Raw genomic sequence first — 25,855 nt, 5'->3', positions numbered from 1 at the left:
TGCCGCTTGACAAGGAGTCAGAAGATGATCTGGTACGTCCTGGCAGTGGTGCTGGGGCTGGCGTTGATCTGCGCGGTGATCGCGCTGATCGTCACCGAGCGGCGGCGGCCGCGCAAGCCGAAGCCCGTGGCGCCCTCGGCGGCCGTGCTGAGCCGCGGGGCGCTGGACGTGGTCAACGCGGGCCTGCGCCGGCTGACGGGCGAATGCCTGCGCTCCGGCCGGTCGCTGCCGGACCTGTACGCCGTCGTCTACTCCGAGAAGCGGCTCGGTCTGCTGCTGGCCGCGCCCGAGGAGCAGGCCCCCGCGCCGTGGACCGCCGAGCAGGACGGCGAGCGCTGGGTGATCTCGACCGACGATCTGCACCGGCCGGGTCCGGAGGGCGAGCCGGCCCTGCCGTACGCGCTGACGGTGACGCTGGGCCTGGACGGCCCCGACCGGGTGCTGGTCGATCTGTCCCGGGCGACCGGAGCGGTGTCGCTGACGGGTGCGCCCGAGGAGGTGCGCAAGCTGGTCCGGACGATCGTCGTGGAGGCGCTGGCCGGTCCGGTGGGCGCGCTCGCGCAGGTCACCCTGGTGGGGTCGCTGTCCGACGGCACGCTGCTGCACGGCGACGAGACGCGCAGCTCGCGGCTGCACAGCGCGGCCAGCCTGGAGGAGGCGTTCGCCGGTGCCGCGTCGGGCGCGGGGGCGCAGGAGCCCGGATCGCCCGAGGTGACCCAGATCTTCCGGCTGATCGAGGGCAGCAGCCGGCTGGCCGTCCAGGGCGAGGCGCCCCATCTGTTCGTCGTGGACGCCTCGCAGCTTCCCCGGCGCGAGAGCGCGCTGGCGGGCCTGCGGCGCGGGGACGCGCTGCTGGTGCTCGGCGAGGCGGCCACGGGGTGGCGCTGGCGCATCGGGCCGGACGGTTCGCTGGACACCGGTCCGCTCGGTCTGCAGATCACCCGGCACGCGGGACGGATGGCGTGAGGGTCAGCCGGGCTCACGGTCGTGTCCGCCCGCGTACATCCCGCGGTTGTGCAGTGCCTCTCGCATGGCGCGGGCGGCGTAGTACGTACGGGACTTGACCGTGCCCGGCGGGACGCCGAGGACCTTGGCCGTCTGGTTCACGCTGCGTCCCAGGTAGTGGACGTGCAGCAGGACCTCGCGCTGGGCCGGCCGCAGGTCGCCCAGCGCCTCGATGAGCACCTGGGAGGTGAGCATGTGGTCCACGCCGTCGGACACCGGCAGGTGGGCGAGTTCCGGGTCACCGGTCTCGGGTGGTCTGGCCTGGCGGGCGCGGTGGTTGTCGATGACGAGGTTGCGCAGCGCGGTGAACAGCCAGGGGCGCACCGAGTCGGAGGTCGGGTCGAGTTCCGAGGCGTGCCGCCAGGCGCGGATCGCGACTTCCTGGAGGACGTCCTCGGCCCGGTGCCAGTCACCTTCGAGGCGTCGGGCGGCGAACTGGAGCAACGCGTTGCCGTGCAGGTGGTACAGCGCTCTGAGGAATTCTTCGGGGCGGAGTTCCGAGCCGGGCGCACCCGGCTCGGCCGGGGGGCCGGGTATCGAGTCTTCGGTGGAAACGCTGGCCGACAAGGCCTTTCCTCTCCGGTCGTCTGTGGGGGAAGACGGGTGCGGGCGCCTGCACGGGAACCCGACAGGCGCCGCCGAGGGGGGGGAGGGGGGGGGGGCGGGGGGTGCCCCCTCCCTTCCGCCCCCCCCTGGATTCTTCCCTGGTCCGTCACTACCGGGGCACCACCACGACATACGCCGCCGGATCCCGGTCGCCGGACGCCATCAGCGCGGTCCGTACGACGGCGGCCTGCTGCTCGATCGACTCCCGCAGCTTCCTCGGCGTGATGTGCACGACCGTGATCCCGAGCCGCTCCAGGTGCTCGCGCTTGCGGACGTACTGGCTGAACAGCGGGTCGTCGCCCCCGCCGAGGCCCGCCCTGGGTGCCCGCGTGTCCAGTTCGACGGCGACCGCGTGGTCCGGCCAGTAGGCGTCCACGCCGCCCAGATGCGGGCCGCCCGGCAGGCGCAGGTCCACGTTCCACACCGGGTCCTGCAGGCCGCCCTCGCGCACCATCGCGTACAGCCGGTCCTCGGCGATCGCCCGCCCCTCCGCGAGCAGCGAGTCCACGGCCGCCACCACGTGCGGCCGGGTCAGCAGCCGGGCCACGGTCAACTCCCGTACCAAAGAAGCCGGTTCGCAGTGGCCGCCGCGCACCGCCTCGGTGAGCAGCCGGCGCACCGCCTCCGCGTCGGCGAGCTGCGCCACGGCGTCCGCGAGCGCCCGCGGCACCGGCGCCACCGGAACCCCCTTGATCTGTACGGGATCCGGCAGCCCCGGCGTGCGCACCAGCCGCGCGAAGTCGGTCGACCGCAGCCGCCGCGTCCTCGGTACCAGTACGTCGATGTGGTCGAGGGAGAGCAGCGGGGGAGCGGCCGAGAATCCGTGCAGGGCCAGCGCCGCGAGCCCGGTGACCAGGGCGTCGGAGTACGGCGTCACCGGTGCGACCTGCGCCGCGTGCGGATCGCCCGCGGCCGGCTGTACGGGGACGGCGTCGGCCGGGGTGCGCCGCTGCGGGGCCCGCCCGGCGTACAACATCACCGCGTGCAGCCGCTCCTCACCGGTCGGCGGCCCGGCGTGCAGCAGGAACACCCCCGGCAGCACCTGCTGCCAGGGCCCGCCCGCCCGGCACTGCTCCTGCACGGCGGAGGCGGAGACCCCGTGCGCCTTCAGTTGGGCGCCGCTCATGACGCGCCGCTGGGTCGTGACGAGGTGGCGCAGGGGGCGGGGGGAAACGGGGGTGTTGTGGTTCATGAGGTGGTTGTGCCCACCGGCACCGCCCCCGCTAACCGCTGTTACACCCCTGTCGGCAAACCCGGACAAGCCCGCCCTAAAGTCAACCCCCCAACCTGCCGAAAAGCCCAGGCGGTGCGGGGGGTTACGGCCATGGATGCCCAAATTCGGTAACACTGTAGCCTCGGGCAACCTGCCGCGTAGCCTTGGGCAATCTGCCGTCCCCCAGACTCCGTCCGGGGGGTCCCCCGGAGCGGCAGGGTGGGCAAGGCGGCACCCCGGCGCGGGGCGAGCGCTTCGACAGGCCTGTGCCCCCGCCCGGCGCCCCCAGGTCACCCGATGTGCACGACCCGGGCCCACCCCGGCGGCGAGTCCGGCACATACTCCGGATCGTCCTCGTCCACACCCCGGGCACCCCGAGGAAACAGCCCGACCACCACCCGGCAAGGCGGCTGCTCGGACGGCCAAGGCGTCTGACCATCAGTCAGGGCAACGATCACATCCGGCCGCCATGGCCCCCGCAGCGCCCGCGCGAACCCGGACCGCAAATCGGTCCCCCCACCCCCCACCAACTCCAGACTCTCGGCCCGGCACAACGGCACAGCCACCCCGGCGGCGGCATCGCACGAGATCACCGACACCAGATCCCGCCGCCCACCCACGGCCCGCGAAATCGCCGCGACCTCCAGCAACGCCGCCCCCAACTCGGCATCACTCACCGACCCGGACGTGTCGATCACCACGCACACACGCGGCGGATCGCGCCGCAGGCTGGGCAGCACGACACCCGGCAGGCTCGCCGAGCGCCGCGAGGGCCGCCGGTAGCTGTGGTTCTCGCCCGTCCCGGGCGCCCCCGCCGCCGACCGCACCGCCGACCCCAGCAACTGACGCCAGGGCTGCGGCGGATGGAACGCCTCGTCCGCCCATCGCCGCCAGCCGTCCGGCGCCGAGCCCGGCCGGCCCTTGATGCCCTCCGCGACCCGGAACCGCACCGCGTCCCGCTGCTGCCGGGTCAGCCCGTTCGCCCCCTCGGGCCCCAGCTCCCACGGCCGGGCGTGCCCGTCGGCGCCGCTGCCGCAGTCCAGCCAGGCCAGCTCCGGGCCGAGGTCGGCCATCGACGCCGTCCGCAGGTACTCCTCCATCAGCAGCCCGTCGTCGAGCCGGAGCATCGAGGGCAGCACGACACCCGTGGGCTGCTTCAGCCCGTCGCCGTAGATGTCGTCGTTGATCTCGAAGTCGGCGGCGATGTTGCGCCGCAGCCGCTCGCCCCGGCCGTGCTCGCCGTTCTCGCGGGCGTAGCGCTCGCCCCGGCCGTGGTGGTCGCGGAGCAGATGGGACACCTCGTGCACCCAGACGCCCGCCAGGTCCTCGACGGGGGTGCGGTCCACGAAGCCGGGTGAGACATAACAGCGCCAGTACGCGTCCACGGCCATCGTCGGCACCGACGGGTCCTCGACCACGTGCAGGGCGAAGAGCGCGGCGGCCAGATAGGGGCGGACCCGCACCGCGTGCAGCCGGGCGGCCAGCAACTTGTCCATGTCCAGCGCGAGTCCGGGCCGGTCCGGCCGGGCCCGCGGCGCCGCCGTCACGGGACGCGGCGGCGCGGGGCGCGGCACCGGACGCGGTACCGACCGCTTCTGCGCCGGGGCCCTCATCGGCGTACCGCCGTGGCGACGCCGCCCGCGGTTCTGGCGACCGACCGGTCGGCGCGCCGGGAGAGCCCGACGATCCCGGCCAGCCGGTCCACCGTGTCCGGCACCTCCCAGTCGTCGCGGCGCAGCGCGGCCAGCGCGGACGCCGGGGCGACCAGCAGGTCGGGGGCGCCGGTCTCCAGGGCGCGGACCAGGACGGCCCAGGCCGCCTCCCAGCGGGCACGTTCGGGGCGGGCGCCGACGGCGGCGACCACCGCTTCGAGGGCGGCCTGGCGCAGATCGCCGCGTTCGGGGAGGTCGGCGGTCGGCGGGTCGGCCAGGAGCGACTCGGGGTCGGGGAGGTCCATCCGGTCGAGGTGGGCGAGGAGTTCGAGGCCGGGGCCGTCGCCCACGGCGCCGCGCACGAGCAGCGCCAGCACATCGCGGGAGACGGCCGCCGCGGTCCCGAAGGCCAGCAGGGTCAGCGCGGTCTCCCAGCTGCGCGGCGAGGGCCAGGCGCCGCCGCGCCGTGTCTCGCTGTTCGGCAGCCGGTGGATCAGGGTGGGCCTGGCCTCCAGGAACCCGCACACCGCGCGCCGCGCGTACGCCACTGCCGGGGCCAGCGCCTCGGGCTCCAGGTGGGGGAGTTCGGCCCGGGGCCAGACTCCGCCGAGGCCGCGCACCACCACTTCCCGGTCGTGCACCCATTGCAGATGGACGAACCTGTTGGCCAGCGGCGGGCTCAGTTCCCAGCCGTCGGCGGCCGAGGCGCGGGGGTTGGCGGCGGCCACGATCCTTACTCCGGGCGGGAGTTGGAGGGCGCCGACCCTGCGTTCCAGGACCACGCGGAGCAGGGCCGCCTGGACGGCCGGGGTGGCGGTGGACAGTTCGTCGAGGAAGAGCAGCCCGTGTCCGGCCCTGACCAGTTCGACCGCCCACTGGGGCGGTGCCATGGGTACTCCCTGTACGGCGGGGTCGTCGCCCACGATCGGCAGGCCGGAGAAGTCGGACGGTTCGTGGACGCTGGCGATCACCGTGGTCAGCGGGAGCCCGAGCGACTCGGCGAGCCGGGTGAGCACGGCCGTCTTGCCGATGCCGGGTTCGCCCCACAGCAGCACCGGCAGGTCGGCGGCGACGGCCAGGGTGAGCGCTTCGAGCTGTTCATCGGGCCTGGACTCGGTCCCGGTGGCCCGGAGCAGGCCCAGCAGGTCGTCGGCGACGGAGAGCTGGCTGTTGTTCATCATGAGCATCACCTGTGATGTGAGTAGGAAAGAGACACGTCTCGTCTCATCTGCGGGTCTCGTCGTGGCTGGTCGCGCAGTTCCCCGCGCCCCTGGAGATGCGCACTTCGTGCGCGATCTCCATCAAGGCGCGCCGCCTGCCCAAGGCGGAGGCGCGGCCCCTGCCCCGGTTGGAGGTGCGGCCCTCCCCCCCCGGGTGGAGGTGCGGCCCTTCCCCCCCCCGGGTGGAGGCGCGCGAAGCGCAGCCTCAGGGGGAGGCGGCGCGAAGCGCCTGCCTCAGGGGCGCGGGGAACTGCGCGAGAAGCGGCCACCGGCCCGCACCCGACCGACAACCCGATAAGGGGCGCGGGGAACTGCGCGACCAGCCCCCACCGTCGGAGAGACGACAGCGGCGATCAGCGGGACAGGGCGAAACGGGGCCGAGCCCGACCACGGGCATTGGACTTGAGCTCCACCGCGCTGGGATCCCGGCAATCGACCGGCGCCCCATCGAGCCCGGCACGGAACAGCCCATGCCCGACGACCCGCCCCGCGGCCCACTCCAGCTCGTCCTTGAGCGCCCCGTCACGCAACACGGCCCCGCCCCCGAGCAACCCCTCGACGACGGCGAGCGCCCCACCCCCGTCCCCGTGCAACAACCGCTCCCGCACGGCGGGCAACGCCTCGGGGCTGCGATGCACGGCGTCGATGGCCCGCAGACACGGAAGCCCGGGCCCGCCCAGCGCCACGAGAAGCTCCTCCCGGCGCAGCTGGTCCGGACCGTGGTCGACCGCGGACAGCACCCCGTCCCGCAGCGCGATCCGGTGCACCTCCCCCCGGCACTCCACCCGATGCGGATCACCGGGATCGGCGTCGACCGCGCCGCCCGGCACCCCCGCACCGCGCCCGGCCAACGCCCCCGCGACCAGCGGATGCAGCCGCTCGACGGCGACGAGCCCGGCCCGGAGGAGTTCGAGATCGGGGAGCGGCCGCGCCGCGGCCTCCGGAAGGACCGGAAGCGCCGCGACTACCTGCGGAGGCAGCACCTCGCGCACCGGCCGGCACACTGGCGCATGGCTGTCGTCGGGGGCGAGGAGTTCGAGGACGTCGTGGTCGCGGGCCCCGCGCCGCACGGTGAACGCCCCACGAGAGGAGCCCCGTTCGGCACGCAGCAGCACCTCCGCCTCGACGGCCCACCCGGCATCGGCGCGCACCGCGAGCTCGGAAGCGCGTCCGGCGTCCCACAGATGCCGGTGCAGATCGAGCCGGAACCGCCGCTGCGGATACGGATGGGGATGCGCCCGGGCCGGGACGCTCCCGGGCCCCTCCCACAACGAGAGGGACAGCCGCTGCCCGCCGTCCGCCGGCGCCGGAGGCGTCCGTACGACGAGGCGGAGCGGCCCGTACCGGGCGAGGGCGACGGTCAGCGCGGGCCGCAGCCGCCCGTCGGGGGCGATCCGGGGCAGGTGCCAGCGCAGCAGATCCGGTGCGAGGCACCGCAGATCGGCCCGGAGGCGTTGGGCGAGGTCAGTGCCGTGGCGACGGCGCACGGCGCGCAGATCGAGATCGACGTCGACCCGGGCGGCGGCACAGGCCCCGGCCCAGTCACCGGCGGCACGCCGCGCGGTACACGTCTCGATCATGGACGGTGGCACGGCGTACGCACGTACGCGCTGCCACATCGACAGGCGGGTCGGAATCCCGGTCACGAGGTGATGTGCCATCAGCACTCACCTTGCGCGGACGATTCCCCCGATCCGAAAGAGGAGGAGTTCTTCATCGCGGTCATCCTAAAGAGACGACCCCGTGCGGGGCGAGCGATTTATCGAACGCCCGCCCCGCACGGGTACAGCCGCGGCGACTAGCCCGCGGCCACGTCACAGTCCTGCGCCCGCAGCGCCCGGGCCAGATCGTCCCGGGCCTCCAGCACCAGCCGCCGCAGCGCTGGAGCGGCCTGCTCGTGCGCGGAGAGCCAGGCGTCCGTCGCCGCGAGCGTCTCCGGCGAGTCCTGAAGCTCGGGGAAGAGCCCCCGCACCACGTCCATGCCGATCTGGATGGACCGCTCGTCCCAGACCCGCTCGATCGCCGCGAAGTACTTCTGCGCGTACGGCGCGGTGAGTTCGCGCTGCGACGACTGCTGGAACCCGGCGATGGTCGCCTCCACCAGCGCGTTGCTCAGCGCGTCCGACTCCACGACCTGCGCCCAGCCCTGCGCCTTGACCGCCGCCGACGGGCGGGAGGCCAGACAGCGCACCTGGTGCCGCTTGCCGGACGCGGTGTCGTCGCGCGCCAGCTCCGCGGCCAGCGCGGCCTCGTCGGCGACACCGTACGACGCGAGCGTGTCCAGGAACGCCCAGCGCAGTTCCTGGTCGACCTCCAGGCCGTCGATCCTCGCGTTGCCCGCCAGCAGCCCGGAAAGCAGCTGGAGATCGGCATCGCTCGACGCGACCGACGCGAAGAAGCGGGCCCACGTCAGCTGGTGCTGGCTGCCCGGCTCCGCGAGCCGCAGCTCCTTCAGGGCGCCCTCGGCGAGCAGCCGCCCGCCCTCCTCGCGCCACGCGGGAGCCACGTAGTGCACCAGCGCGCCGCGTGCCCAGGCGTGCAGCATCTGCAGGACCCCGATGTCCGACTCGCGCCCGGCGAACCGCAGGACGAGGCCGATGAAGTCCCGGGCCGGCATGAGCCCGTCCCGCGTCAGGTTCCACAGCGCGGACCAGCACAGCGCGCGGGCCAGCGGGTCGGTGATGTCGCCGAGCCGCTCGCGCAGCGTCGCGAGGGACTCCGCGTCGAACCGGATCTTGCAGTAGGTGAGGTCGTCGTCGTTGACGAGCACCAGCTCGGGTGCCTCGGCCCCGGCCAGCTCGCCGACCACGGTGCGCGGCCCGTCCACGTCGGCCTCGGCGCGCGCGTAGCGCTCAAGCGCGCCCTCCGCCGTACGCCGGTACAGGCCGACCGCGACCCGGTGCGGGCGCAGCTCCGGGTGGGATTCGGCGGCCTCCTGCACCACGGCCAGCTCGACGATCCGCCCCTCACCGCTCAACGTCACCTGCGGAGTAAGCGAGTTGACGCCCGCCGTCTGCAGCCAGGACCGCGACCAGGACGCCATGTCGCGCCCGCTGGTCTCCTCCAGGACGGACAGCAGATCACCGAGGCGCGTGTTCCCGTACGCGTGCCGTTTGAAGTAGCGGCGCGCGCCCTCCAGGAACGCGTCCCGGCCGACGTACGCCACGAGCTGCTTCAGGACGGAGGCGCCCTTGGCGTACGTGATGCCGTCGAAGTTGAGCTTCGCGTCCTCCAGGTCCCGGATGTCGGCCGTGACCGGGTGCGTGCTCGGCAGCTGGTCGGCGCGGTACGCCCAGGACTTGCGGTTGTTGGCGAAGGTGATCCAGCCGTTGGTGAAGCGCGTCGCCTCGACCATCGAGAACGTCCCCATGAAGTCCGCGAAGGACTCCTTCAGCCACAGGTCGTCCCACCACTGCATGGTGACGAGGTCGCCGAACCACATGTGGGCCATCTCGTGCAGGATGACGTTCGCGCGACGCTCGTACGACGCCGTCGTCACCTTCCCGCGGAAGATGTACTCCTCGCGGAAGGTGACGATCCCCGGGTTCTCCATCGCGCCGAGGTTGTACTCGGGCACGAACGCCTGGTCGTACTTGCCGAAGGGGTACGGGTAGTCGAAGTTGTCGTGGAAGAAGTCCAGGCCCTGCTTGGTGATCGCGAAGATGTCGTCGGCGTCGAAGTACGGCGCGAGACCCTTGCGGCACATGGCGCCCAGCGGGATGACGAGCTTGGAGCCGTCGTCGAGGGCACGCTCGTAGGAGTCGGTGACGTAGTGGTACGGGCCGGCCACGACCGTCGTGATGTACGTCGAGATCGGCTTGGTCTCCGCGAACCGCCAGACACCGTCGACGAGTTCACCCAGGCCGTTGGACCAGGCCGTCCAGCCCTGCGGCGCCTGTACGGAGAAGCGGTAGGGCGCCTTGAGGTCCGGCTGCTCGAAGTTGGCGAAGACGCGGCGCGCGTCGGCGGGCTCGTACTGCGTGTAGAGGTAGACCTCGCCGTCCTCGGGGTCGACGAAGCGGTGCATGCCCTCGCCGGTGCGCGAGTACGCGCACTGGGCGTCGACGACCAGTTCGTTGTCCTCCGCGAGGCCCTCCAGCTGGATGCGGCTGCCGTCGAACACCGCCGCCGGGTCGAGGTCCTCGCCGTTCAGCGTCACGGCCGTCACCGACGGCGCGATCAGGTCGACGAAGGTGCTCGTCCCCGCCTCGTTCGCCCGGAACCGGATCGTGGTCACGGACCGGAAGGTGCGCGGCCCGTCCGCGGCGGTCCCGCCGACCGCCGAGCGCAGGTCGAGCGCGACCTCGTACCCGTCGACGGACAGCAGACCCGCCCGCTCGCGGGCCTCGTCGCGGGACAGATTCTCTCCGGGCACGGGCGGCACTCCTTCTGACGGCGCGGCGTCCTTGTGGGACTGTGCGGGGCTATGCGGGACTGTTCGAACTCCTACGATCCTCGCACGCGCCCCCGGCGCCGGACATGCAGGGAATGCGATCGGCACGGGCCGCGTTGCCGCAGGCAAGACCACCCGGTGACTTCTGAGGAGAGCCATGTCCACCACGGCTGAGAAGACCCCCGTCGACTTCTGGTTCGACCCCCTGTGCCCCTGGGCCTGGATGACGTCGCGCTGGGTCCTGGAGGTCGAGAAGGTCCGCGACATCGAGGTCCACTGGCACCTGATGAGCCTCGCGGTACTGAACGAGAACAGGCTCGACGAGCTGCCCGAGGAGTACCGCGACATGCTCGCGACCAAGGCCTGGGGCCCGGTCCGCGTCGTCATCGCGGCGCAGGAGGAGCACGGCCCCGAGGTCCTCGGCGCGCTGTACACGGCGCTCGGCACCCGGATCCACAACCGCGGCGAGGGCCCCACGAAGGAGGCCGTCGCCGGCGCCCTGGAGGAGGTCGGCCTGCCCGCCTCCCTCCTCGACCACTGGGACGGCACGAAGTACGAGGCCGAGCTGCGCGCCTCCCACAAGGAGGGCATCGACAAGGTCGGCCAGGACGTCGGCACCCCGGTCATCGCGGTGCCCGGCGCCGACGGCGAGCAGATCGCCTTCTTCGGCCCGGTCGTCACCCCGGCCCCCAAGGGCGAGGAGGCCGCCAAGCTCTGGGACGGCACCCTGCTCGTCGCCTCGGTCCCGGGCTTCTACGAGATCAAGCGCACGCGCACGCAGGGGCCGGTCTTCGACTGACCTAGGCGAAATCTTCCGGGAGGGTGTACCCGTTGCGTGCATTGAGGTGGTGCTGCACCCTGCGGCACTTCCCGTCATTGCCCTGGCAGCGCCAGAAACCGTTCGCCTCCGCGGGGCTCAGGCCCTCCTCCTTGATCAAGTAGGCCTGCTCGGCGTCCGTGGAGTGACGGAAGTTCTGCAGTGGCCCCTGGCAGTTCTCGCAGTTCTTGGACATCGGCATAGGCACGACGGTCCCCCGGAACCCCGCATACCGACAGACCCCGCGAGTCACGTCCTCGCGGGGTCTGTCCTTTTCAGCCGCCCACCCGCGTGAAGGTTGAGAAGACGATCACGAGGCGGGACGCATGGGGGAGCCGTCGGCTCAGGGAACCAGCAGCAGGTTGTAGGCCCGCTCCTTGGCGGCGGCGTAGCGCTTGGCCACGTCCTGCCAGTTGACGACCCGCCACATGGCTTCGATGAAGTCCACCTTCTGGTTCTTGTACTGCAAGTAGAAGGCGTGCTCCCAGGCGTCGAAGACGAGGACCGGCGTCGAGCCCTGTCCCACGTTGCCCTGGTGGTCGTAGATCTGCTCGACGATCAGCCGCCCGCTCACCGGCTCGTACGCGAGCACGCCCCAGCCGGAGCCCTGCGTCGTCGCGGCGGCCTTGGTCAGCTGCGCCTTGAACCCGGCGAACGAGCCGAACGACTCGGTGATGGCGTCCGCGAGGTCACCCACCCCGTCCGCGGCCAGCGGCTCGCCGCCGCCGTCACCGGTCATGTTGTGCCAGTAGATGCTGTGCAGGATGTGGCCGGAGAGGTGGAAGGCCAGGTTCTTCTCCAGGCCGTTGAGCGAGCCCCACTGCTCCTTGTCCCGGGCCTCCGCCAGCTGCTCCAGGGTGTCGTTCGCGCCCTTCACGTACGCCGCGTGGTGCTTGTCGTGGTGCAGCTCGATGATCTGCGGGTTGATGACCGGCTCAAGTGCCGCGTAGTCGTACGGAAGTTCAGGAAGCGTGTACGTGGCCATGTCTCTCCGTGCCCTCCGGCTGCTTATTGCAAGTAGTTCGCAAGTGCAGGCTAACAGCAACAGTGCCGCGCGCAACGAGAAGGACCCCCGGGCCGCACGGCCCGGGGGTCCTTCTCGTCGCAGGTGGGGGAGTTACTTCTGCCCGGCCAGCTTCTGGCGCGCGTAACCGACGGCCGCGAGGATCACGGTGAGGCCGCCCGCGTAGTAGAGCTGCTCGCGGGTGCCCTCCTCGCGGGCCATCAGGACGAAGACGACGGCCATGCCCGCGAGCGCCACCCAGGTCAGGTACGGGTAGGCCCACATCTTCACCACGAGCCGCTCCGGGGCCTCGCGCTCCAGCCGGCGCCGCAGGATCAGCTGCGACGCGGCGATGAAGAACCAGACGACGAGGATGAGGGCGCCGATCGTCTTCAGCAGCCACTGGAAGATGTCGTCGGGGCGCCAGTAGCTGAGCAGCACGCACACGAAGCCGAACACCGCGGACAGCAGCACCGCGATCCGCGGCACGCCCCCGTGGATCTTCCCGATGACCTTGGGGCCCTGGCCGCGCGCGACCAGCGAACCGGCCATGCGCGACGCGCCGTAGATGTTGGCGTTCATCGCCGAGAGCAGCGCGACGAAGACCACGATCTTCATGATGACGCCGGCCGCCGGCAGGTCCAGGTATTCGAGGGTGGCGACGTAGGAGCCCTTGTCCGGGTCCACCAGCGCCTTGTCCGACCAGGGGATGAGCGCGACGACCACGGCCATCGAGCCGACGTAGAAGATCGCGATGCGCCACATCGCCGTCCGCACGGCCTTCGCCACACCCTGCACCGGGTGCTCGGACTCGGCCGCGGCGATGGTGACGGTCTCCAGACCGCCGTACGCGAAGACCGACGCGAGGAGTCCGGCGATCAGGCCCTCGGTGCCGTTGGGCATGAAGCCGCCGTGACCCGTGAGGTTCTCGGTGCCCGGCGCGTCGTTGCCGAGCAGCCCGAAGACCGCCAGGACGCCGATGACGAGGAACGCCACGATGGCGACGACCTTGAGGGTGGCGAACCAGAACTCGAACTCGCCGAAGTTCTTCACGGCCGAGACGTTGGTCGCGGTGAAGACGAGCATGAACAGGGCGACCCACAGCCACTCCGGCACACCCGGAACCCAGCCGTGCGCGATCTGCGCCGCGCCGATGCCCTCCAGGCCGACCGCCACGCACAGCAGGAACCAGAACGACCAGCCCGCCGTGAACCCGGCCCACGGACCGATGGCCCGCTCGGAGTGCACGGAGAACGAGCCGGAGGCCGGATACGCCGCCGCCATCTCGCCCAGCATGCGCATCACGAGCATCACGAGGGCGCCCGAAATCGCGTAGGCGAGGATGATCGAGGGACCGGCCGCGGCGATCGCGGTGCCGGAGCCCACGAAGAGCCCGGCGCCGATCACACCACCGAGCGCGATCATGGAGAGGTGGCGCTGCTTCAGGCCGGGCGAGAGCGACGAGGTGTCCACCGGCTGGTCGGGCCGGCCGGTCGACGGTTGCGCGTCGGCCGGCGACTGCGCGGACGTCCGAGACATGGAATTGCCCTGTTCAGTAGCTGAGACGGGGTGCGGGTGCGCCGATGTAATGAGCGCGTAAAACCGCCACAGTCTGAGTGCGCACTCCGCCTACAGGGAAGACGTTTCCGGAATACGGACACGACGCTCACACTCGGCGACGTTCGTGTCGACGTACCGTGAACGGTCAGACACGCCGTGCGCGCAGCTCCCGCACACCCGCGACGGCGAGCACCGCGAGCGTCGCCCCCGTCGACCACAGCAGCTGCGGCCGCGCCGTGTCGTCGGTCAGCATCAGCACGAACACCGCCGCCATCGCCACGAGCGCCGCCCAGGTCAGCCACGGGAACGCCCACATCCGCAGCACGAGCCGCTCGGGGGACTCCCGCTCGATCCGGCGCCGCAGCCGCAGCTGGGACAGCGCGATCAGCGCCCACACGAACAGCAGCACCGCGCCGACCGAGTTGAGCATGTAGAGGAAGACGCTGTCCGGCCACTCCAGATTGAGCAGTACGGAGACGAAGCCGAACGCCACCGACGCGAGCACCGCCCGCCGGGGCACCCCGCCCCCGCTCACCCTCAGCAGCGCCCGGGGCGCCTCGGAGCGCTCGGCCAGCGAGAAGATCATGCGGGACGAGCCGTAGAGATTGGCGTTGAGCGCGGAAAGCAGTGCCACGAAGACGACGATGTTCATGATCTGGCCGGCCGACGGGATGCCGATCGAGTCCAGGACGGTCACGTACGGGCTGATGCCCGCCTTCTGCGCCGTCCAGGGCAGCACCGTGACGATGACCAGCATCGAACCGACGTAGAAGAACAGGATCCGGAACACCGCGCTGCGCACCGCCCGCGCCACCGAGCGCACCGGGTCGTCGGACTCGGCGGCCGCGATGGTGACGACCTCCAGACCGCCGAACGCGAAGACCACCGCGAGCACGCCGGAGACCACGCCCTGCCAGCCGTGCGGCAGGAAGCCGCCGTCGCCGGTGAGATGGGTGAGGCCGACGGGGTCGGTGTCGGGCAGCAGCCCGAAGATCGCGAGCGTGCCGAGCACCAGGAACGCGACGATGGCGACGACCTTGAGGGTGGCGAACCAGAACTCGAACTCGCCGAAGTTCTTCACCGCCGCCAGGTTCGCCGCGGTGAACACCAGCATGAACAGCAGGACCCAGGCCCACTGCGGGACGCCCGGCACCCAGCCGTTCGCGATCTGCGCGGCGCCCGTCGCCTCGACGGCGAGCACCACGACGAGCAGGAACCAGTACAGCCAGCCGGCGCTGAACCCGGCCCACCGGCCGAGCGCCCGCTCCGCGTGCACCGAGAACGAGCCGGAGGCGGGCATCGCCGCCGACATCTCGCCGAGCATCCGCATCACGCACATCGCGATGGCGCCCGCGATCAGGTACGACAGCACGATGCCGGGGCCCGCGACCTGGATCCCGGCGCCCGAGCCGACGAAGAGCCCCGCCCCGATGACACCGCCCAGACCGAGCATCGTGAGGTGGCGCTGCTTGAGGCCCCCGGAGAGCGGTTCGGGCGGTACGTCGTCGTGCATGGGGGGTTCAGCCGATCTGAGGCGAGCAACGCGTTGGCGGGAACCTACAGTCTCGCTTTCGCGCGCCTCCGCACGCAAAACGGACCCTTCCCAGTGACGAGCGTCACCCCGGATGTGGTGTACATGCGGTTCTTTGTGCAGAGCCCACCAACACTGCGCTCAAGCCTTTGTCGATCGGAGACCGTGATCGGCTCAACCCCCCTGGGATAGCGTCACCACGTCCCGCCCTGCCCACCCACGAACCTCGCGGAGTCCCCATGAGTACCGCCGCCGCAGTCGCCCGCCCGGGCAAGGTCCTCGCCGACCTCCTCCCCGCCTCCCGCACCAAGTCCGCCGTTGTTGCGAAGAGCGCGGCCCTGGTCGTCGGCGGCGCCGTCCTCACCGGCATCGCCGCGCAGATCGCGATCCCCGTCCCGGGCTCCCCGGTGCCGGTCACCGGGCAGACCTTCGCCGCGCTGCTCGTCGGCACCGCGCTCGGCGCCCGCCGCGGCTTCCTCGCGCTCGCGCTGTACGCGCTCGCGGGCATGGCCGGCATGCCGTGGTTCGCCGAGGGCGGCTCGGGCTGGGCGACGGCGTCGTTCGGCTACGTCATCGGCCTGATGCTGGCCTCCGCGGCCGTCGGCGCCCTCGCCCGCCGCGGCGACGACCGCTCGGTGTGGCGCACCGCCCGCGCCTTCCTGATCGGCGAGGCCATCGTCTACGCGGTCGGCGTCCCGTACCTGGCGCTGTCCACCGGCATGGGTCTGGGCGCCGCGCTCGCCGCGGGCCTGACCCCGTTCCTGATCGGCGACGCGCTCAAGGCCGCCCTGGCGATGGGCGCGCTGCCCGCCGCCTGGAAGCTCGCCGACAAGTAAGCGGCTAACGCGGGTTGTAGTTCCTCCGGAAGAGGTTCGCCGGGTCGTACGCGGCCTTCACGACGGCGAGCCTCTTTCGCGTGTCCGGGTCGTGGAGCCCGTCCGTACGGTCGCCGCCGCCGAAGGCGAAGTTCAGCGAGCGGCCGACCGTGTGGTCCCCGACGGCCGCGAACGCCCGCGCGTGATGGACCCGCGCCGCGTCCCTGCCCCCGTCGCCGAGCGGCGAGAGGATCCGCACCAGCCAGCCCGCGTCCCGGTACGGCACCGCGTTCGGCGCGGGCCGCGACAGCGCCCCGCCCAGATGGTTGAGCTGCACGATGTGCATGCCGTCGGCGCCGGGCCCCGACAGCCGGAACAGCTCACCGAGCCCGTCCGCGACGTCCGTACCTTCGAGGAACGCGCTGTCCCCGTAGTAGGGGTGCGGGAAGTCCGGGTCGGCGTGGATGGTGTGGCTGTCGCCGTACGGCATCTCGCGCACCGTGTCCGTGCCGGGCTCCCCGAGCGCGGCCCGCAGCGGCGCGAGCAGCCGCTCGCCCTCGGCTGCCGTCCCGGTGAAGGCGATCCGTACGGAGATCACGTACTGGCCGCGCAGGTGCGGCGGCATCGCGGGGGAGTCCGGGTAGACCAGCGCGGCGAGCGACGAGGTCAGCGTGTCCGGGACGGTCGCGGCCCAGGCCGTGTAGGCCCCGACGACATCGGCCACGTCCGTCTCCCGCCCGTCGTAGCCGAGCGAGCCACCGTAGAGCCGGGCCACCGGCACCAGGCCGACCTCAAGGGACGTCACCACGCCCAGGCCCGCGCCGCCGCCCAGCAGCGCCCAGAACAGCTCGGGGTCGCTGTCCGCCGTCACGCGGCGCGGGACGGCGTCCGCGGTCACCACGTCCAGGGAGCGCACATGGTCGGCGGTGTAGCCGAACTCCCGCGCCAGGATGCCGAGTCCGCCGCCCAGTGTGGAGCCGACCGCGCCGACGGTCGGCGCCGAGCCGTTGAGCGGGGCGAGGCCGTGCGGTGCCGCGGCGCGCACCACGGCGCCCCAGGTGGCGCCCGCGCCGACGCGTACGGTGCGGGCCGCCGCGTCGACACGGACCTCGTCCATCCGCCGTGTCGTGATGAGCACCCCGCCCGTCGAACTGTCCGGCAGCCCGTGACCGGTGGCCTGGACGCCCACCGGCAGACCGGCCCGCGCCGCGTACGCCACGGCGGCCACCACGTCGTCCGGCGCCGCCGCCGCGTGGATCACGTCGGGGTGCTGGGTGAAACCGGTCTGGAACCCGGTCCGTTCGTCGTCGTAACCGGTGTCCGCCGGGCGGAGGGTGCGCACGGAGTGCGGGTCATGAGCGTCAGGGATCGTCGTCATGTCCCGCACTCTGCGCGCTCAACCTGACAGAATCCGTCAGCTTTTCGGCGGCTCGCCGAATCCGGCGGGCCGCCGGTCTCAGCGGGCCGCCGAGGACTCCTCCGACGGACGGCGCCGGGTCCACCACAGGCCCGCGCCACCGACCGCGAGCAGCGCCGCGCCCACCGCGCCGAGCGGCAGCACCCGGTCCGCGGGGCCCGTCGAGGGAAGCTCGCCCTTGTCCCCGGCCTTGCCTCCCTCGCCTCCCTTGTCACCGGCCGGGGTGGCCGGCTTGTTCACCGTGTTCAGCAGCAGCGGTGTCACCGGCGCGTTCGGCGAGGGGCTGGTCGTGCCGAACGGCACCGGGCCCTGCTGCCAGAACGTCGTCTTCCCGTCCGCGCTCTGCACCGGCAGACAGATCTTCCCGGTCTTCGACAGATCGAAGGTCGCGGAGACCGGGAACGACTTCGATTTCCCGGCCGCGAGATTCGACACCGGGCAGGAGAATCCGCTGTTGGAACCCTTCGGCAGCTTGTTCTCCGGAATAGATGTGCAGCCCGGTACATCTTTCACGGTGAGTCCGTCGAATCCGACGACCGCCAAAGAGATCTTCCCGCTGTCCTCGGTGCCCTTGTTCTGGACGGTAGCGACGAGATCCTTCGTCTTCCCCGTCGAATTGTCGACCGAGATCTTCTTGGGCAGAGTCGTGGTCGGTTCGACGCCGGCGGGCGCCTTGCCCATGACCTTGCCCCCCTCACTGCTGCCCGGACCTGGAGCGTTGTCCGCGACCGCGGTGGCGGGCAGGACCAGCGCCGCCGCGACGGCCGCGGTCAGCAGTGGCCCAGCCGTGGTGGCCCGGCGCCCCGCACGCATAACTGAACTCATGTTCGTCCCCCTTGGTGTTTCTGTTTCCCCCGTGACGGCTGCAACTGCGTCCGAATTCGCAGTACTTGAAGAGGTACCACAAGATTTCTCCCCACTATGCTGGGAGAGCGCGATGTATCGATTTTGTGTTTCTCTGTGTTTCGGGGGTGCAGTCGATTGCCAGGGCAGTCAGGAAATGTAAGCGGAGGCGTCCGGGGATGGGTGGTGGCTGGGCGCTACCGCTTGGACGAGCACATAGGCCAGGGGGGCATGGGGCGTGTGTGGCGTGCGGTCGACGAGATGCTCGACCGGCCCGTCGCCGTGAAGGAGATGCGCATCGACGGCCTCGACCCCGAGGACGCCCGCACCCGCCGCGAGCGCACCCTGCGCGAGGCCCGCGCCACGGCCCGGATCGACCACCCGGGCGTGGTGCGCGTCTACGACGTCGTGGACGAGGGTGAACGGCTGTGGATCGTCATGGAGTTGATCGACAACCGCTCCCTGGAGCAGACGCTCGTCGAGGACGGGCCGCTCGGCGTGGACGATGTCGCGGGGATCGGCCGCGGCCTGGCCGAGGCGCTGCGCGAGGTGCACGCGGGCGGCGTCCTGCACCGCGACATCAAACCGGGCAACGTCCTGCTCGAACGGGTGGGCAGGCACCGCGTCATGCTCACCGACTTCGGGATCGCCGCCATCCAGGACACCGAGGCGCTCACCATGGTCGGCATGCTCGTCGGCTCGCCCGACTACATGGCGCCCGAGCGGATCTCGGGCAAACCGCAGGGCCCGCCCTCCGACCTGTGGTCGCTCGGCGCGACGCTGTGCGCGGCGCTCGGCGGCAGCTCCCCGTTCAGCCGGGACACCACCCTCGCGACGCTGCACGCCGTCCTCTACGAGGAGCCCCGGCTGCCGCCCGAGGCGGGCCGGCTGACGCCGCTGCTCACCCGGCTCCTCGCGAAGGAGCCGCAGGAACGCCCCGGCCTCGACGAGGTCGTGAAGGCGCTCGCACCGCCCGCCGCGAGCCCGGCGGCCCACCCGCCTCAGGGGAGCCCGACCCCCGCCCCCGCCCCCGCCCCCACACCCACGCCCACCTTGAACATCGGCCTGCGCCGCCCGGTCCCGCCACCGCCCCCCGCCCAGGAGGCCCCGACGGAGTGCGCGAAACCGATCCGCGGCGACGATCTGCTCGGCCCGCCGTCCGCCCCGCCCGCCGCCCCGGCGGGCCCGCGCGGGAGGCGCCGCCGCAATCTGCTGATCGCCCTCGCGGTGGCGGTGGCCGCGGGCGTCGCGGCGGCGCTCGCGCTCACGCTGCCCGGCGGCGGTGACTCACAGGCGGGCGGCGCGGGCCCCACGGCCACGGCGTCGCGCCCGCCCACCGTCGAGGGCACGTCCCGCCCGCCCACGGCCCAGACCCTGCCCCCCGGCTCGATCCGCGAGGTCGGCTACGCGTGGGTGCCGCCCAAGGGATGGAAGCGGGCGGTGAAGACGGCGTCCGAGGTGCACTACACCGCCCCCGACGGCACCCAGGAACTGGTCACCCAGTCCGCGCTCGCCAAGGACGACCTGCTGGCGACCTGGCAGAAGTCGGAGCGCGACGCCCACCAGGGCCAGGACTACGTGAAGATCCGGCTGGACCGCACGACGTTCCGGGGCCGCCCCGCCGTCGTCTGGGAGTACCTCTTCACCCTCGACGGCAGGCGCTGGCACGCCGAACTCCTCGGCTTCGACCAGGACTCACGCTCGTACCAGATCGGCACCTGGTACCAGCCGCAGGTCGCGGGCCCCGCGCAGGCGAGGTACGAGCAGGTGAAGAAGACCTTCACGGTGCTGAGGCCATAACCACAACCAGGCCCCGCTCAAGCCCCTCCGGCGATTGAGGAGCGGGGTCCGGGGCGGAGCCCCGAGACCTCAGCCCCGGCGCGGGGCGCCGCTCAAGGCTGCCGCTGCCGCTGCACCCGCTCCCGCACCAGCGCGAACGCCACCACGAACACGGCCACCAGCAACGACAGCAGCACCTGCTCACGCCCGGCGTCATCGGTCAGCATGTACACGAGCACGAACGAGATCATCGCGATCGTCGCCCACGTCAGATACGGGAACAGCCACATCTTCACGACGAGCTTCTCCGGCTGCTCGCGCAGGATCATGCCGCGCATCTTCAGCTGCGTGAAGCAGATGACCAGCCACACGAACAGCGCGACGGCGCCCGACGAGTTCAGCAGGAAGTTGAAGACGGTGTCCGGCCACTGGTAGTTGAACCAGACGGCGAGGAACCCGAAGACGACCGAGCCGAGGATCGCGGTGCGCGGCACACCCCGCGAGGTGGTCTTCGCGAACGCCTTCGGCGCGTCACCGCGCCGCCCGAGCGAGAAGGCCATGCGGGAGGCGGTGTAGAGCCCGGAGTTGAGACAGGACAGCACTGCGGTCAGCACGATGACGTCCATGACCTGGCCGGCGTGCGGAATGCCGATGGAGTTCAGGGCGGCGACGTACGACCCGTCCTTGACGATCGACGGGTCGTTCCACGGCAGCAGCGTCAGCACGACGAAGATCGAGCCGAGGTAGAAGATGCCGATGCGCCAGATCACCGAGTTGGTGGCGCGGGTGACGGCCTTCTGCGGGTTCTCCGACTCACCGGCGGCCAGCGTGACGATCTCGCTGCCCATGAAGGAGAAGACGACCATCAGCACACCGGTGAGGATGGCGCCGGGCCCCTTGGGGAAGAACCCGCCCGCGTCGGTGAGGTGCCCGAAGCCGCTGCCCGGGTTGTCCGAGCCGGGCAGCACCCCGAACACGGCGAGCAGCCCGATGATCACGAACGCGCCGATGGCGACGACCTTGATCCCGGCGAACCAGAACTCGAACTCGCCGTAGGAGCCCACGGCCGCCAGGTTCACGACGGTGAGCACGACCATGACGATCAGCGCCCAGGCCCACTGCGGGACCGCCGGTATCCACCCGTTGAGGATGGTCGCGCCCGCGGTCGCCTCGACGGCGAGCACCACGACCCAGAAGAACCAGTACAGCCAGCCGATGGAGAACCCGGCCCAGCGCCCGAGCGCCTGATCGGCGTAGGCGGAGAAGGACCCGGACGACGGCCGCGCCGCGGCCATCTCGCCGAGCATCCGCATCACCAGGACGACCATCGCGCCGACCAGGGCGTACGAGACGAGGATGGCGGGTCCGGCCGCCGCGATCCCGGAACCGGATCCGACGAAGAGTCCGGCGCCGATCACACCGCCGATGGCGATCATCGACAGGTGACGGTTCTTGAGTCCGGCCTTGAGGCCGTCCTCCTCGGGCGGTGTCTCGTTCGGCGCCAGGGTTGACTGCGAAGACATGCAGACTTCCTTAGGGTCTCGGTGGGGCGAGCCCTGGCATTCAAAGCTCAGGATCGGCCCCTGCGGAAGGGCTGACTCCGGATCGTTGTCTTTGTTACGCCGAGTTACGCCGGTGAATCAGGAGGTCAGGGCCCCGCCAGCGACTACCCGGCCCGTGCCGTGCCACACTCGGATCCATGCGCGTCTATCTCGGCTCCGATCACGCCGGCTACGAACTCAAGAACCACCTGGTCGAATGGCTGAAGGCCCACGGCCACGAGCCCGTCGACTGCGGGCCCCACATCTACGACGCCGTCGACGACTACCCCCCGTTCTGCCTCCGCGCCGCGGAGCGCACGGCGGCGGACCCCGACGCCCTGGGTGTCGTGATCGGCGGTTCGGGCAACGGCGAGCAGATCGCCGCGAACAAGGTCAAGGGCGTTCGTGCCGTCCTCGCCTGGAGCGAGCAGACCGCGGCCCTCGGCCGCGAGCACAACAACGCCAACGTGATGTCGGTCGGCGGCCGCATGCACACCCAGGAAGAGGCGACGAAGTTCGTCGAGACCTTCCTCACCACGCCCTGGTCCGGCGAGGAGCGCCACCAGCGCCGCATCGACATGCTGTCCCGCTACGAGGAGACCGGCGAACTCCCGGCGATCCCGGCCCACCACCCGCAGGCGTAATCACGGCCAGATCAAGCCCCTCCGGCGATTGAGGAGCGGGGTCCGGGGCAGAGCCCCGTGTCCTGGTCCTCGATCGCCGTCGCCATGCCCGCCCCGAGAGGAAAAGTCGTGCCCGAAGGCCACACGATCCACCGCCTGGCAAAAGACCACGCGGAGCGATTCGCAGGCCGAAAAACCCAGGTCACCAGCCCCCAGGGCAAATTCTCCGACGCGGCGGCCCTCCTCACGGGCCAGGAACTCACCACCACCGAGGCCCACGGCAAACACCTGTTCCTGGGCTTCGACGAGTCCTGGATCCACATCCACCTCGGCCTCTTCGGCAAATACACCCTCGGCGACACCCCGGCCCCACCCCCCACGGACACGGTCCGCCTGCGCCTGAAGAACGACACCCACTACGCGGACCTCCGCGGCCCCACCACCTGCGCCCTGATCACGGACGCCGAGAAGCAGGCGATACACGATCGCCTGGGCCCGGACCCCCTGCGCCCCACCGACACCCCGGCCAGGGCGTACGCGAGGATCTCCCGCAGCCGCACCACGATCGCCGCACTCCTCATGGACCAGAAGGTCATCGCGGGCGTCGGCAACGTCTACCGCGCCGAGGTCCTCTTCCGGCACGGCATCGACCCGTACACCCCGGGCAGGGACATCACCGAGGCCCGCTTCACCGCGATCTGGGACGACCTGGTGGCCCTCATGCGCGAGGGCGTCCGCCTCAACCGCATCGACACGGTCCGCCCCGAGCACACCCCGGAGGCGATGGGCCGCCCGCCGCGCGTCGACGACCACGGCGGCGAGGTCTACGTCTACCGGCGCGCCCCGCAGCCCTGCCACCTGTGCGGCACGGAGATCCGCGCCGCCGAACTGGCGGCGCGCAACCTCTTCTGGTGCCCGACCTGCCAGCCTCCCGGCGCTTACTAGAACCCGTGCTGCAACCAGGGCGCGACGGCCGACCCGAACGCCACCGACGCCTCCGCCAGCGCCCCCTGCCGCAACTCCCGCACCCGCCCGGCCGCCCCCAGCGCGCCCAGTGACGTGTCACCGAGATAGGCGGCGCCCAACTCCCGTACGGAAAGCGACAGTTCGGGGGAGTCCTCGGTCCGCTTGCAGGACGCGCCCTTCGTGTCGCCGGTCAGCCGCCAACGCCCCGCGTTCCAGGGGCAGAAGGCGTCCTCGACCTCGAACACCACGTCCACCGGCGTGAGATACGTACGCGCTTCGAGCGCCGCGCCCACATCCACCAGACGTACGTGCAGGGAGTCACGCATCCGGACGGCGCACCGGCGGATGTCCGACACCATCGACAGCAGCGGGTCGTCCACCGGCACGTTCCGCGCCTCCACGAACTCCGTCAGGTCGACGGAGAGCAGGAACCGCCACAGCGCCGCGTACGCCGCCGGGTCGAGCGCGCTGATGTGGCGCACCTGGATCCGGCTGGTCGGCACCGACCACTCGGAGTCGGGCTTGATGTGGAAGCGGACGAATCCGACGACCTCGCCCGCCCGCTCGGCGAGCACGCACTGCATCGCCGACCCTCCGTGCCGCTCCTCCGGCGGGTCGAGCAGCGGCAGCCGCTCCCAGCCGGGGGAGCGGGCCAGGTTCCCCGGCCGGGTACCGATCGTGCGCGCGTACACGGCCTCGCACCGCTCGGCGGCCTCCGTCACGTCCACGAACCGCAGCGTGACGTCGTCCGTCCCGTCCGGCGCCTCGATGCGCACCCGCGACGACTCGACGGTGACCGCCAGCTGCCGGGTCGCGATGCCGTAGCCGAAACGGCCGTAGATCGCCGGCTCGGACGCGGTGAGCACGGCGAGCGCCTCGCCCCGCTCCCGTACGTCGTCGAGCTGGCGCCGCATCATCGAGGTGAGGATGCCGCGCCTGCGGTGGGTGGCGGCGACGCTCACCATCGTCACGCCCCCGGCGGGCAGGAACGCGCCGCCCGGCACCGCGACCCGGTACGAGAACGCGCTCGCGGTGCCCACGCAGTCCGCGCCGTCCCACGCCCCGATCGACCGGTCGAACTCCGTCAGGTCGTCCATCAGCTGCCGCTCCTGCGGCGGCTCAGGCACCCCGCCGAAGGCCAGCATCAGCCGCCCGTACCAGCGGTCGTACTCGTCGCGGTTCAGCGTGCGCAGGTCGATCGTCATCCGACATGCGTACCAGGGCGAGCGGGACGACAGCGAGCGAATTAGCCGTGGCGTCCCGGCCCGGGACGTGCCCGGAAAGGGGGACAAGTGGGACCTCCCGTGCACAGATCCTGGACCGATGGATAAGGTCCACGAGCAATGGCCGTACGACGAGACAGGCGTGCGCGCGAACAGCGCGCCGAAGCCGAGACGTTCCCGGCCCGGTTGAGAATGCGTATGCACCGGGTCCGCACAGCCGTGCGCAAATCCGGGGTGGACTACTTCCGCGGCGACGGTTCCGACTGGATCGCCCTGGCCGGGCTGCTGCTCATGGTCCCTCTGATCGCCTGCGCCACGATCCTCAACCCGGTCTGGTGCTCCCCTGCCGTGCTGGTCCTGCCGATCGTCGCGGGCGGTCTGCTGCTGCGTCCGGCCAGCCTGCTCGGCCTGTACGCGGCGGCCGCCACGGCGCTGATCGTCGAGTCGTACCGGCTCGGCCCCTACGAGCAGCATCCGGCGGCGGTCACGCCCGGCACCGTGCTCACGGTCGCCGCCTGCGGTTTCTTCGGGCTGCTGATAGCGCAGTTCCGCAGCCGGGTGGGTGTGCCCTGGCGGCGCGGCGGCACGATGCTCTTCGACCTGCGCGAGCGCATCCGCACCCAGTCGCGGCTGCCGAAGCTTCCGGTCGGCTGGCATCGGGAGATGGCGCTGCGGCCGGCGGGCGGTCAGTCGTTCTCCGGTGACTTCGTGGTGGCGGCCCGCACGAACAACGGCCGCACGCTCGAAGTCGTCCTCACGGACGTCTCCGGCAAGGGCATGGACGCCGCGTCCCGCGCACTGCTCCTGGCCGGCGCCTTCAGCGGCCTCCTGGGCTCGCTGCCGCCCCACGCCTTCCTCCCGGCGGCCAACGGCTACTTGCTCCGCCAGGACTGGGACGAGGGCTTCGCGACCTCCATCCATCTCGTGCTGGACCTCGAATCGGGCGACTACGAGCTCTACTCGGCCGGTCACCCGCCGGGCCTCCAGCTGAGTGCCGGTACGGGCCGCTGGGAGGAAATGGCGGCGGAGGGTCCCCTTCTCGGGGTGTACGACGGCGCCGAGTTCGACGCGACCAAGGGTTCGCTGCGGCCCGGCGACGTCCTGATGCTCTTCACCGACGGCCTGGTGGAGACCTCCGAGCGCGACATCGCCGAGGGCATCGACCGCCTCACCGGCGAGGCCGACCGCTACGTCCAGGGAGGCTTCCACGGCGCGGCCTGGCACCTGATCGAAGCAGTAGCCAAGGACGTCAACGACGACCGGGCCCTCCTCCTGATCTGCCGGGACGCTTAGCCCGGGGCTGTTCGCGCAGTTCCCCGCGCCCCTAGGTAGTTCTCCGTCTGCGGGCCGGTGGCCGCTTCTCGCGCAGTTCCCCGCGCCCCTGAGATGCGCACTTCGTGCGGCATCTCATCAAAGGCGGCGCGCCCGCCGCCTCCACAGGAGAGGCGCACGCCCCTGTCTCGTGTGGAGGCGCGCGCAGCGCAGCCTCAGGGAGAGGCGGCGCGAAGCGCCTGCCTCAGGGGCGCGGGGAACTGCGCGAGAAGCGGCCACCGGCCGTCAGCTGAAGGTCAACCCTTCAGGGGCGCGGGGAACTGCGCGAGAAGCCCCACTCACCGTCAGCCGAACGACAACCCGATAAGGGGCGCGG

The 25,855-nt window shown here is 71.7% G+C and carries 21 protein-coding genes; 7 read left to right on the top strand and 14 right to left on the bottom strand.

The window, feature by feature from the left end; all coding sequences use genetic code 11:
- The first annotated feature begins 24 nt into the window (after nucleotides 1-24).
- On the top strand, nucleotides 25-966 hold the full coding sequence (locus tag ACFVDP_RS21090) for a hypothetical protein (protein ID WP_383491603.1): 942 nt from the start codon (nucleotides 25-27) through the stop codon (nucleotides 964-966).
- Between the two features lie 3 nt (nucleotides 967-969).
- Here ACFVDP_RS21090 and ACFVDP_RS21085 read toward each other — a convergent pair whose 3' ends face one another.
- The 6 genes from ACFVDP_RS21085 to pepN form a co-directional block, all read right to left on the bottom strand.
- Nucleotides 970-1,572, bottom strand: a complete 603-nt coding sequence (locus tag ACFVDP_RS21085; protein WP_383491601.1) for a sigma-70 family RNA polymerase sigma factor — start codon at nucleotides 1,570-1,572, stop codon at nucleotides 970-972.
- A 148-nt stretch (nucleotides 1,573-1,720) separates the two neighbouring features.
- Entirely contained in the window at nucleotides 1,721-2,803 is a 1,083-nt protein-coding gene (locus ACFVDP_RS21080) for a hypothetical protein (protein ID WP_383491599.1), read from the bottom strand.
- A gap of 311 nt (nucleotides 2,804-3,114) precedes the next feature.
- Nucleotides 3,115-4,320, bottom strand: coding sequence for a VWA-like domain-containing protein (locus ACFVDP_RS21075; protein ID WP_383491964.1), 1,206 nt, complete (start codon nucleotides 4,318-4,320; stop codon nucleotides 3,115-3,117).
- Between the two features lie 113 nt (nucleotides 4,321-4,433).
- Nucleotides 4,434-5,657, bottom strand: a complete 1,224-nt coding sequence (locus ACFVDP_RS21070) for an AAA family ATPase (RefSeq protein WP_383491598.1) — start codon at nucleotides 5,655-5,657, stop codon at nucleotides 4,434-4,436.
- 392 nt (nucleotides 5,658-6,049) lie between these two features.
- Nucleotides 6,050-7,357 (bottom strand): hypothetical protein, encoded by a 1,308-nt coding sequence (locus ACFVDP_RS21065; RefSeq protein ID WP_383491597.1) that lies wholly within the window; start codon nucleotides 7,355-7,357, stop codon nucleotides 6,050-6,052.
- A gap of 137 nt (nucleotides 7,358-7,494) precedes the next feature.
- Complete coding sequence (pepN, locus tag ACFVDP_RS21060; RefSeq protein ID WP_383491595.1) at nucleotides 7,495-10,071, bottom strand: aminopeptidase N; 2,577 nt, start codon at nucleotides 10,069-10,071, stop codon at nucleotides 7,495-7,497.
- Nucleotides 10,072-10,246: 175 nt separating this feature from the next.
- On the opposite strand from pepN, the gene ACFVDP_RS21055 reads away from it, so the two are divergent.
- Nucleotides 10,247-10,888 carry a DsbA family protein gene (locus ACFVDP_RS21055; RefSeq protein ID WP_383491593.1) on the top strand — a complete coding sequence of 214 codons (642 nt, stop codon included), beginning with the start codon at nucleotides 10,247-10,249 and terminating at the stop codon, nucleotides 10,886-10,888.
- Nucleotide 10,889: 1 nt separating this feature from the next.
- Here the strand turns inward: ACFVDP_RS21055 and ACFVDP_RS21050 are convergent, their stop codons facing one another.
- From ACFVDP_RS21050 to ACFVDP_RS21035, 4 genes are all read right to left on the bottom strand, one after another.
- Nucleotides 10,890-11,108, bottom strand: a complete 219-nt coding sequence (locus ACFVDP_RS21050) for a hypothetical protein (RefSeq protein ID WP_383491591.1) — start codon at nucleotides 11,106-11,108, stop codon at nucleotides 10,890-10,892.
- A gap of 141 nt (nucleotides 11,109-11,249) precedes the next feature.
- A complete protein-coding gene (locus tag ACFVDP_RS21045; RefSeq protein ID WP_383491588.1) occupies nucleotides 11,250-11,891 on the bottom strand; it encodes a superoxide dismutase in 642 nt (213 codons plus the stop codon).
- A gap of 132 nt (nucleotides 11,892-12,023) precedes the next feature.
- The gene (locus ACFVDP_RS21040; RefSeq protein WP_383491586.1) at nucleotides 12,024-13,448 is read right to left on the bottom strand and encodes an amino acid permease; all 1,425 of its coding nucleotides are present in this window, start codon (nucleotides 13,446-13,448) and stop codon (nucleotides 12,024-12,026) included.
- 166 nt (nucleotides 13,449-13,614) lie between these two features.
- Nucleotides 13,615-14,982 (bottom strand): amino acid permease, encoded by a 1,368-nt coding sequence (locus tag ACFVDP_RS21035; protein WP_383491584.1) that lies wholly within the window; start codon nucleotides 14,980-14,982, stop codon nucleotides 13,615-13,617.
- A 257-nt stretch (nucleotides 14,983-15,239) separates the two neighbouring features.
- Here ACFVDP_RS21035 and ACFVDP_RS21030 point away from each other — a divergent pair, with 257 nt between their 5' ends.
- Nucleotides 15,240-15,836, top strand: a complete 597-nt coding sequence (locus tag ACFVDP_RS21030; RefSeq protein WP_383491582.1) for a biotin transporter BioY — start codon at nucleotides 15,240-15,242, stop codon at nucleotides 15,834-15,836.
- Nucleotides 15,837-15,840: 4 nt separating this feature from the next.
- Here ACFVDP_RS21030 and ACFVDP_RS21025 read toward each other — a convergent pair whose 3' ends face one another.
- Nucleotides 15,841-17,193, bottom strand: coding sequence for an FAD-binding oxidoreductase (locus ACFVDP_RS21025; protein ID WP_383491580.1), 1,353 nt, complete (start codon nucleotides 17,191-17,193; stop codon nucleotides 15,841-15,843).
- A gap of 78 nt (nucleotides 17,194-17,271) precedes the next feature.
- Complete coding sequence (locus ACFVDP_RS21020) at nucleotides 17,272-18,057, bottom strand: LPXTG cell wall anchor domain-containing protein (protein ID WP_383491578.1); 786 nt, start codon at nucleotides 18,055-18,057, stop codon at nucleotides 17,272-17,274.
- Between the two features lie 249 nt (nucleotides 18,058-18,306).
- On the opposite strand from ACFVDP_RS21020, the gene ACFVDP_RS21015 reads away from it, so the two are divergent.
- Nucleotides 18,307-19,875 (top strand): protein kinase, encoded by a 1,569-nt coding sequence (locus ACFVDP_RS21015; protein ID WP_383491576.1) that lies wholly within the window; start codon nucleotides 18,307-18,309, stop codon nucleotides 19,873-19,875.
- 92 nt (nucleotides 19,876-19,967) lie between these two features.
- Here ACFVDP_RS21015 and ACFVDP_RS21010 read toward each other — a convergent pair whose 3' ends face one another.
- On the bottom strand, nucleotides 19,968-21,377 hold the full coding sequence (locus ACFVDP_RS21010) for an amino acid permease (RefSeq protein WP_383491574.1): 1,410 nt from the start codon (nucleotides 21,375-21,377) through the stop codon (nucleotides 19,968-19,970).
- A gap of 176 nt (nucleotides 21,378-21,553) precedes the next feature.
- On the opposite strand from ACFVDP_RS21010, the gene ACFVDP_RS21005 reads away from it, so the two are divergent.
- Together ACFVDP_RS21005 and ACFVDP_RS21000 are read left to right on the top strand one after the other, a co-directional pair.
- Complete coding sequence (locus ACFVDP_RS21005) at nucleotides 21,554-22,039, top strand: ribose-5-phosphate isomerase (RefSeq protein ID WP_383491572.1); 486 nt, start codon at nucleotides 21,554-21,556, stop codon at nucleotides 22,037-22,039.
- 108 nt (nucleotides 22,040-22,147) lie between these two features.
- Nucleotides 22,148-22,963: an Fpg/Nei family DNA glycosylase gene (locus ACFVDP_RS21000; RefSeq protein WP_383491570.1), complete on the top strand. Its 816-nt coding sequence runs from the start codon at nucleotides 22,148-22,150 to the stop codon at nucleotides 22,961-22,963.
- On the opposite strand, the gene ACFVDP_RS20995 is transcribed toward ACFVDP_RS21000, so the two are convergent.
- Nucleotides 22,960-24,189 (bottom strand): GNAT family N-acetyltransferase, encoded by a 1,230-nt coding sequence (locus ACFVDP_RS20995; RefSeq protein ID WP_383491568.1) that lies wholly within the window; start codon nucleotides 24,187-24,189, stop codon nucleotides 22,960-22,962. The two genes, ACFVDP_RS21000 and ACFVDP_RS20995, sit on opposite strands and share 4 nt — an antisense overlap.
- Before the next feature lie 138 nt (nucleotides 24,190-24,327).
- Here ACFVDP_RS20995 and ACFVDP_RS20990 point away from each other — a divergent pair, with 138 nt between their 5' ends.
- The gene (locus tag ACFVDP_RS20990; RefSeq protein WP_383491566.1) at nucleotides 24,328-25,500 is read left to right on the top strand and encodes a PP2C family protein-serine/threonine phosphatase; all 1,173 of its coding nucleotides are present in this window, start codon (nucleotides 24,328-24,330) and stop codon (nucleotides 25,498-25,500) included.
- Nucleotides 25,501-25,855 lie beyond the last annotated feature (355 nt).

The organism is Streptomyces sp. NPDC057694 (assembly GCF_042799415.1).
Classification (GTDB): Bacteria; Actinomycetota; Actinomycetes; order Streptomycetales; family Streptomycetaceae; genus Streptomyces.
Note: the sequence above shows the minus strand (reverse complement) of the source record. Positions and strands in the feature narration are given on the sequence as shown.

Excerpts from the sequence above, each read along its gene's own strand:
- ACFVDP_RS21090 (WP_383491603.1), top strand. The coding sequence starts at position 25 with ATGATCTGGTACGTCCTGGCAGTGGTGCTGGGGCTGGCGTTGATCTGC.
- ACFVDP_RS21080 (WP_383491599.1), bottom strand. The coding sequence starts at position 2,803 with ATGAACCACAACACCCCCGTTTCCCCCCGCCCCCTGCGCCACCTCGTC.
- ACFVDP_RS21075 (WP_383491964.1), bottom strand. The coding sequence starts at position 4,320 with ATGGACAAGTTGCTGGCCGCCCGGCTGCACGCGGTGCGGGTCCGCCCC.
- ACFVDP_RS21070 (WP_383491598.1), bottom strand. The coding sequence starts at position 5,657 with ATGATGAACAACAGCCAGCTCTCCGTCGCCGACGACCTGCTGGGCCTG.
- ACFVDP_RS21065 (WP_383491597.1), bottom strand. The coding sequence starts at position 7,357 with ATGGCACATCACCTCGTGACCGGGATTCCGACCCGCCTGTCGATGTGG.
- ACFVDP_RS21055 (WP_383491593.1), top strand. The coding sequence starts at position 10,247 with ATGTCCACCACGGCTGAGAAGACCCCCGTCGACTTCTGGTTCGACCCC.
- ACFVDP_RS21050 (WP_383491591.1), bottom strand. The coding sequence starts at position 11,108 with ATGCCGATGTCCAAGAACTGCGAGAACTGCCAGGGGCCACTGCAGAAC.
- ACFVDP_RS21045 (WP_383491588.1), bottom strand. The coding sequence starts at position 11,891 with ATGGCCACGTACACGCTTCCTGAACTTCCGTACGACTACGCGGCACTT.
- ACFVDP_RS21040 (WP_383491586.1), bottom strand. The coding sequence starts at position 13,448 with ATGTCTCGGACGTCCGCGCAGTCGCCGGCCGACGCGCAACCGTCGACC.
- ACFVDP_RS21035 (WP_383491584.1), bottom strand. The coding sequence starts at position 14,982 with ATGCACGACGACGTACCGCCCGAACCGCTCTCCGGGGGCCTCAAGCAG.
- ACFVDP_RS21030 (WP_383491582.1), top strand. The coding sequence starts at position 15,240 with ATGAGTACCGCCGCCGCAGTCGCCCGCCCGGGCAAGGTCCTCGCCGAC.
- ACFVDP_RS21025 (WP_383491580.1), bottom strand. The coding sequence starts at position 17,193 with ATGACGACGATCCCTGACGCTCATGACCCGCACTCCGTGCGCACCCTC.
- ACFVDP_RS21020 (WP_383491578.1), bottom strand. The coding sequence starts at position 18,057 with ATGAGTTCAGTTATGCGTGCGGGGCGCCGGGCCACCACGGCTGGGCCA.
- ACFVDP_RS21015 (WP_383491576.1), top strand. The coding sequence starts at position 18,307 with ATGGGGCGTGTGTGGCGTGCGGTCGACGAGATGCTCGACCGGCCCGTC.
- ACFVDP_RS21010 (WP_383491574.1), bottom strand. The coding sequence starts at position 21,377 with ATGTCTTCGCAGTCAACCCTGGCGCCGAACGAGACACCGCCCGAGGAG.
- ACFVDP_RS21005 (WP_383491572.1), top strand. The coding sequence starts at position 21,554 with ATGCGCGTCTATCTCGGCTCCGATCACGCCGGCTACGAACTCAAGAAC.
- ACFVDP_RS20995 (WP_383491568.1), bottom strand. The coding sequence starts at position 24,189 with ATGACGATCGACCTGCGCACGCTGAACCGCGACGAGTACGACCGCTGG.
- ACFVDP_RS20990 (WP_383491566.1), top strand. The coding sequence starts at position 24,328 with ATGGCCGTACGACGAGACAGGCGTGCGCGCGAACAGCGCGCCGAAGCC.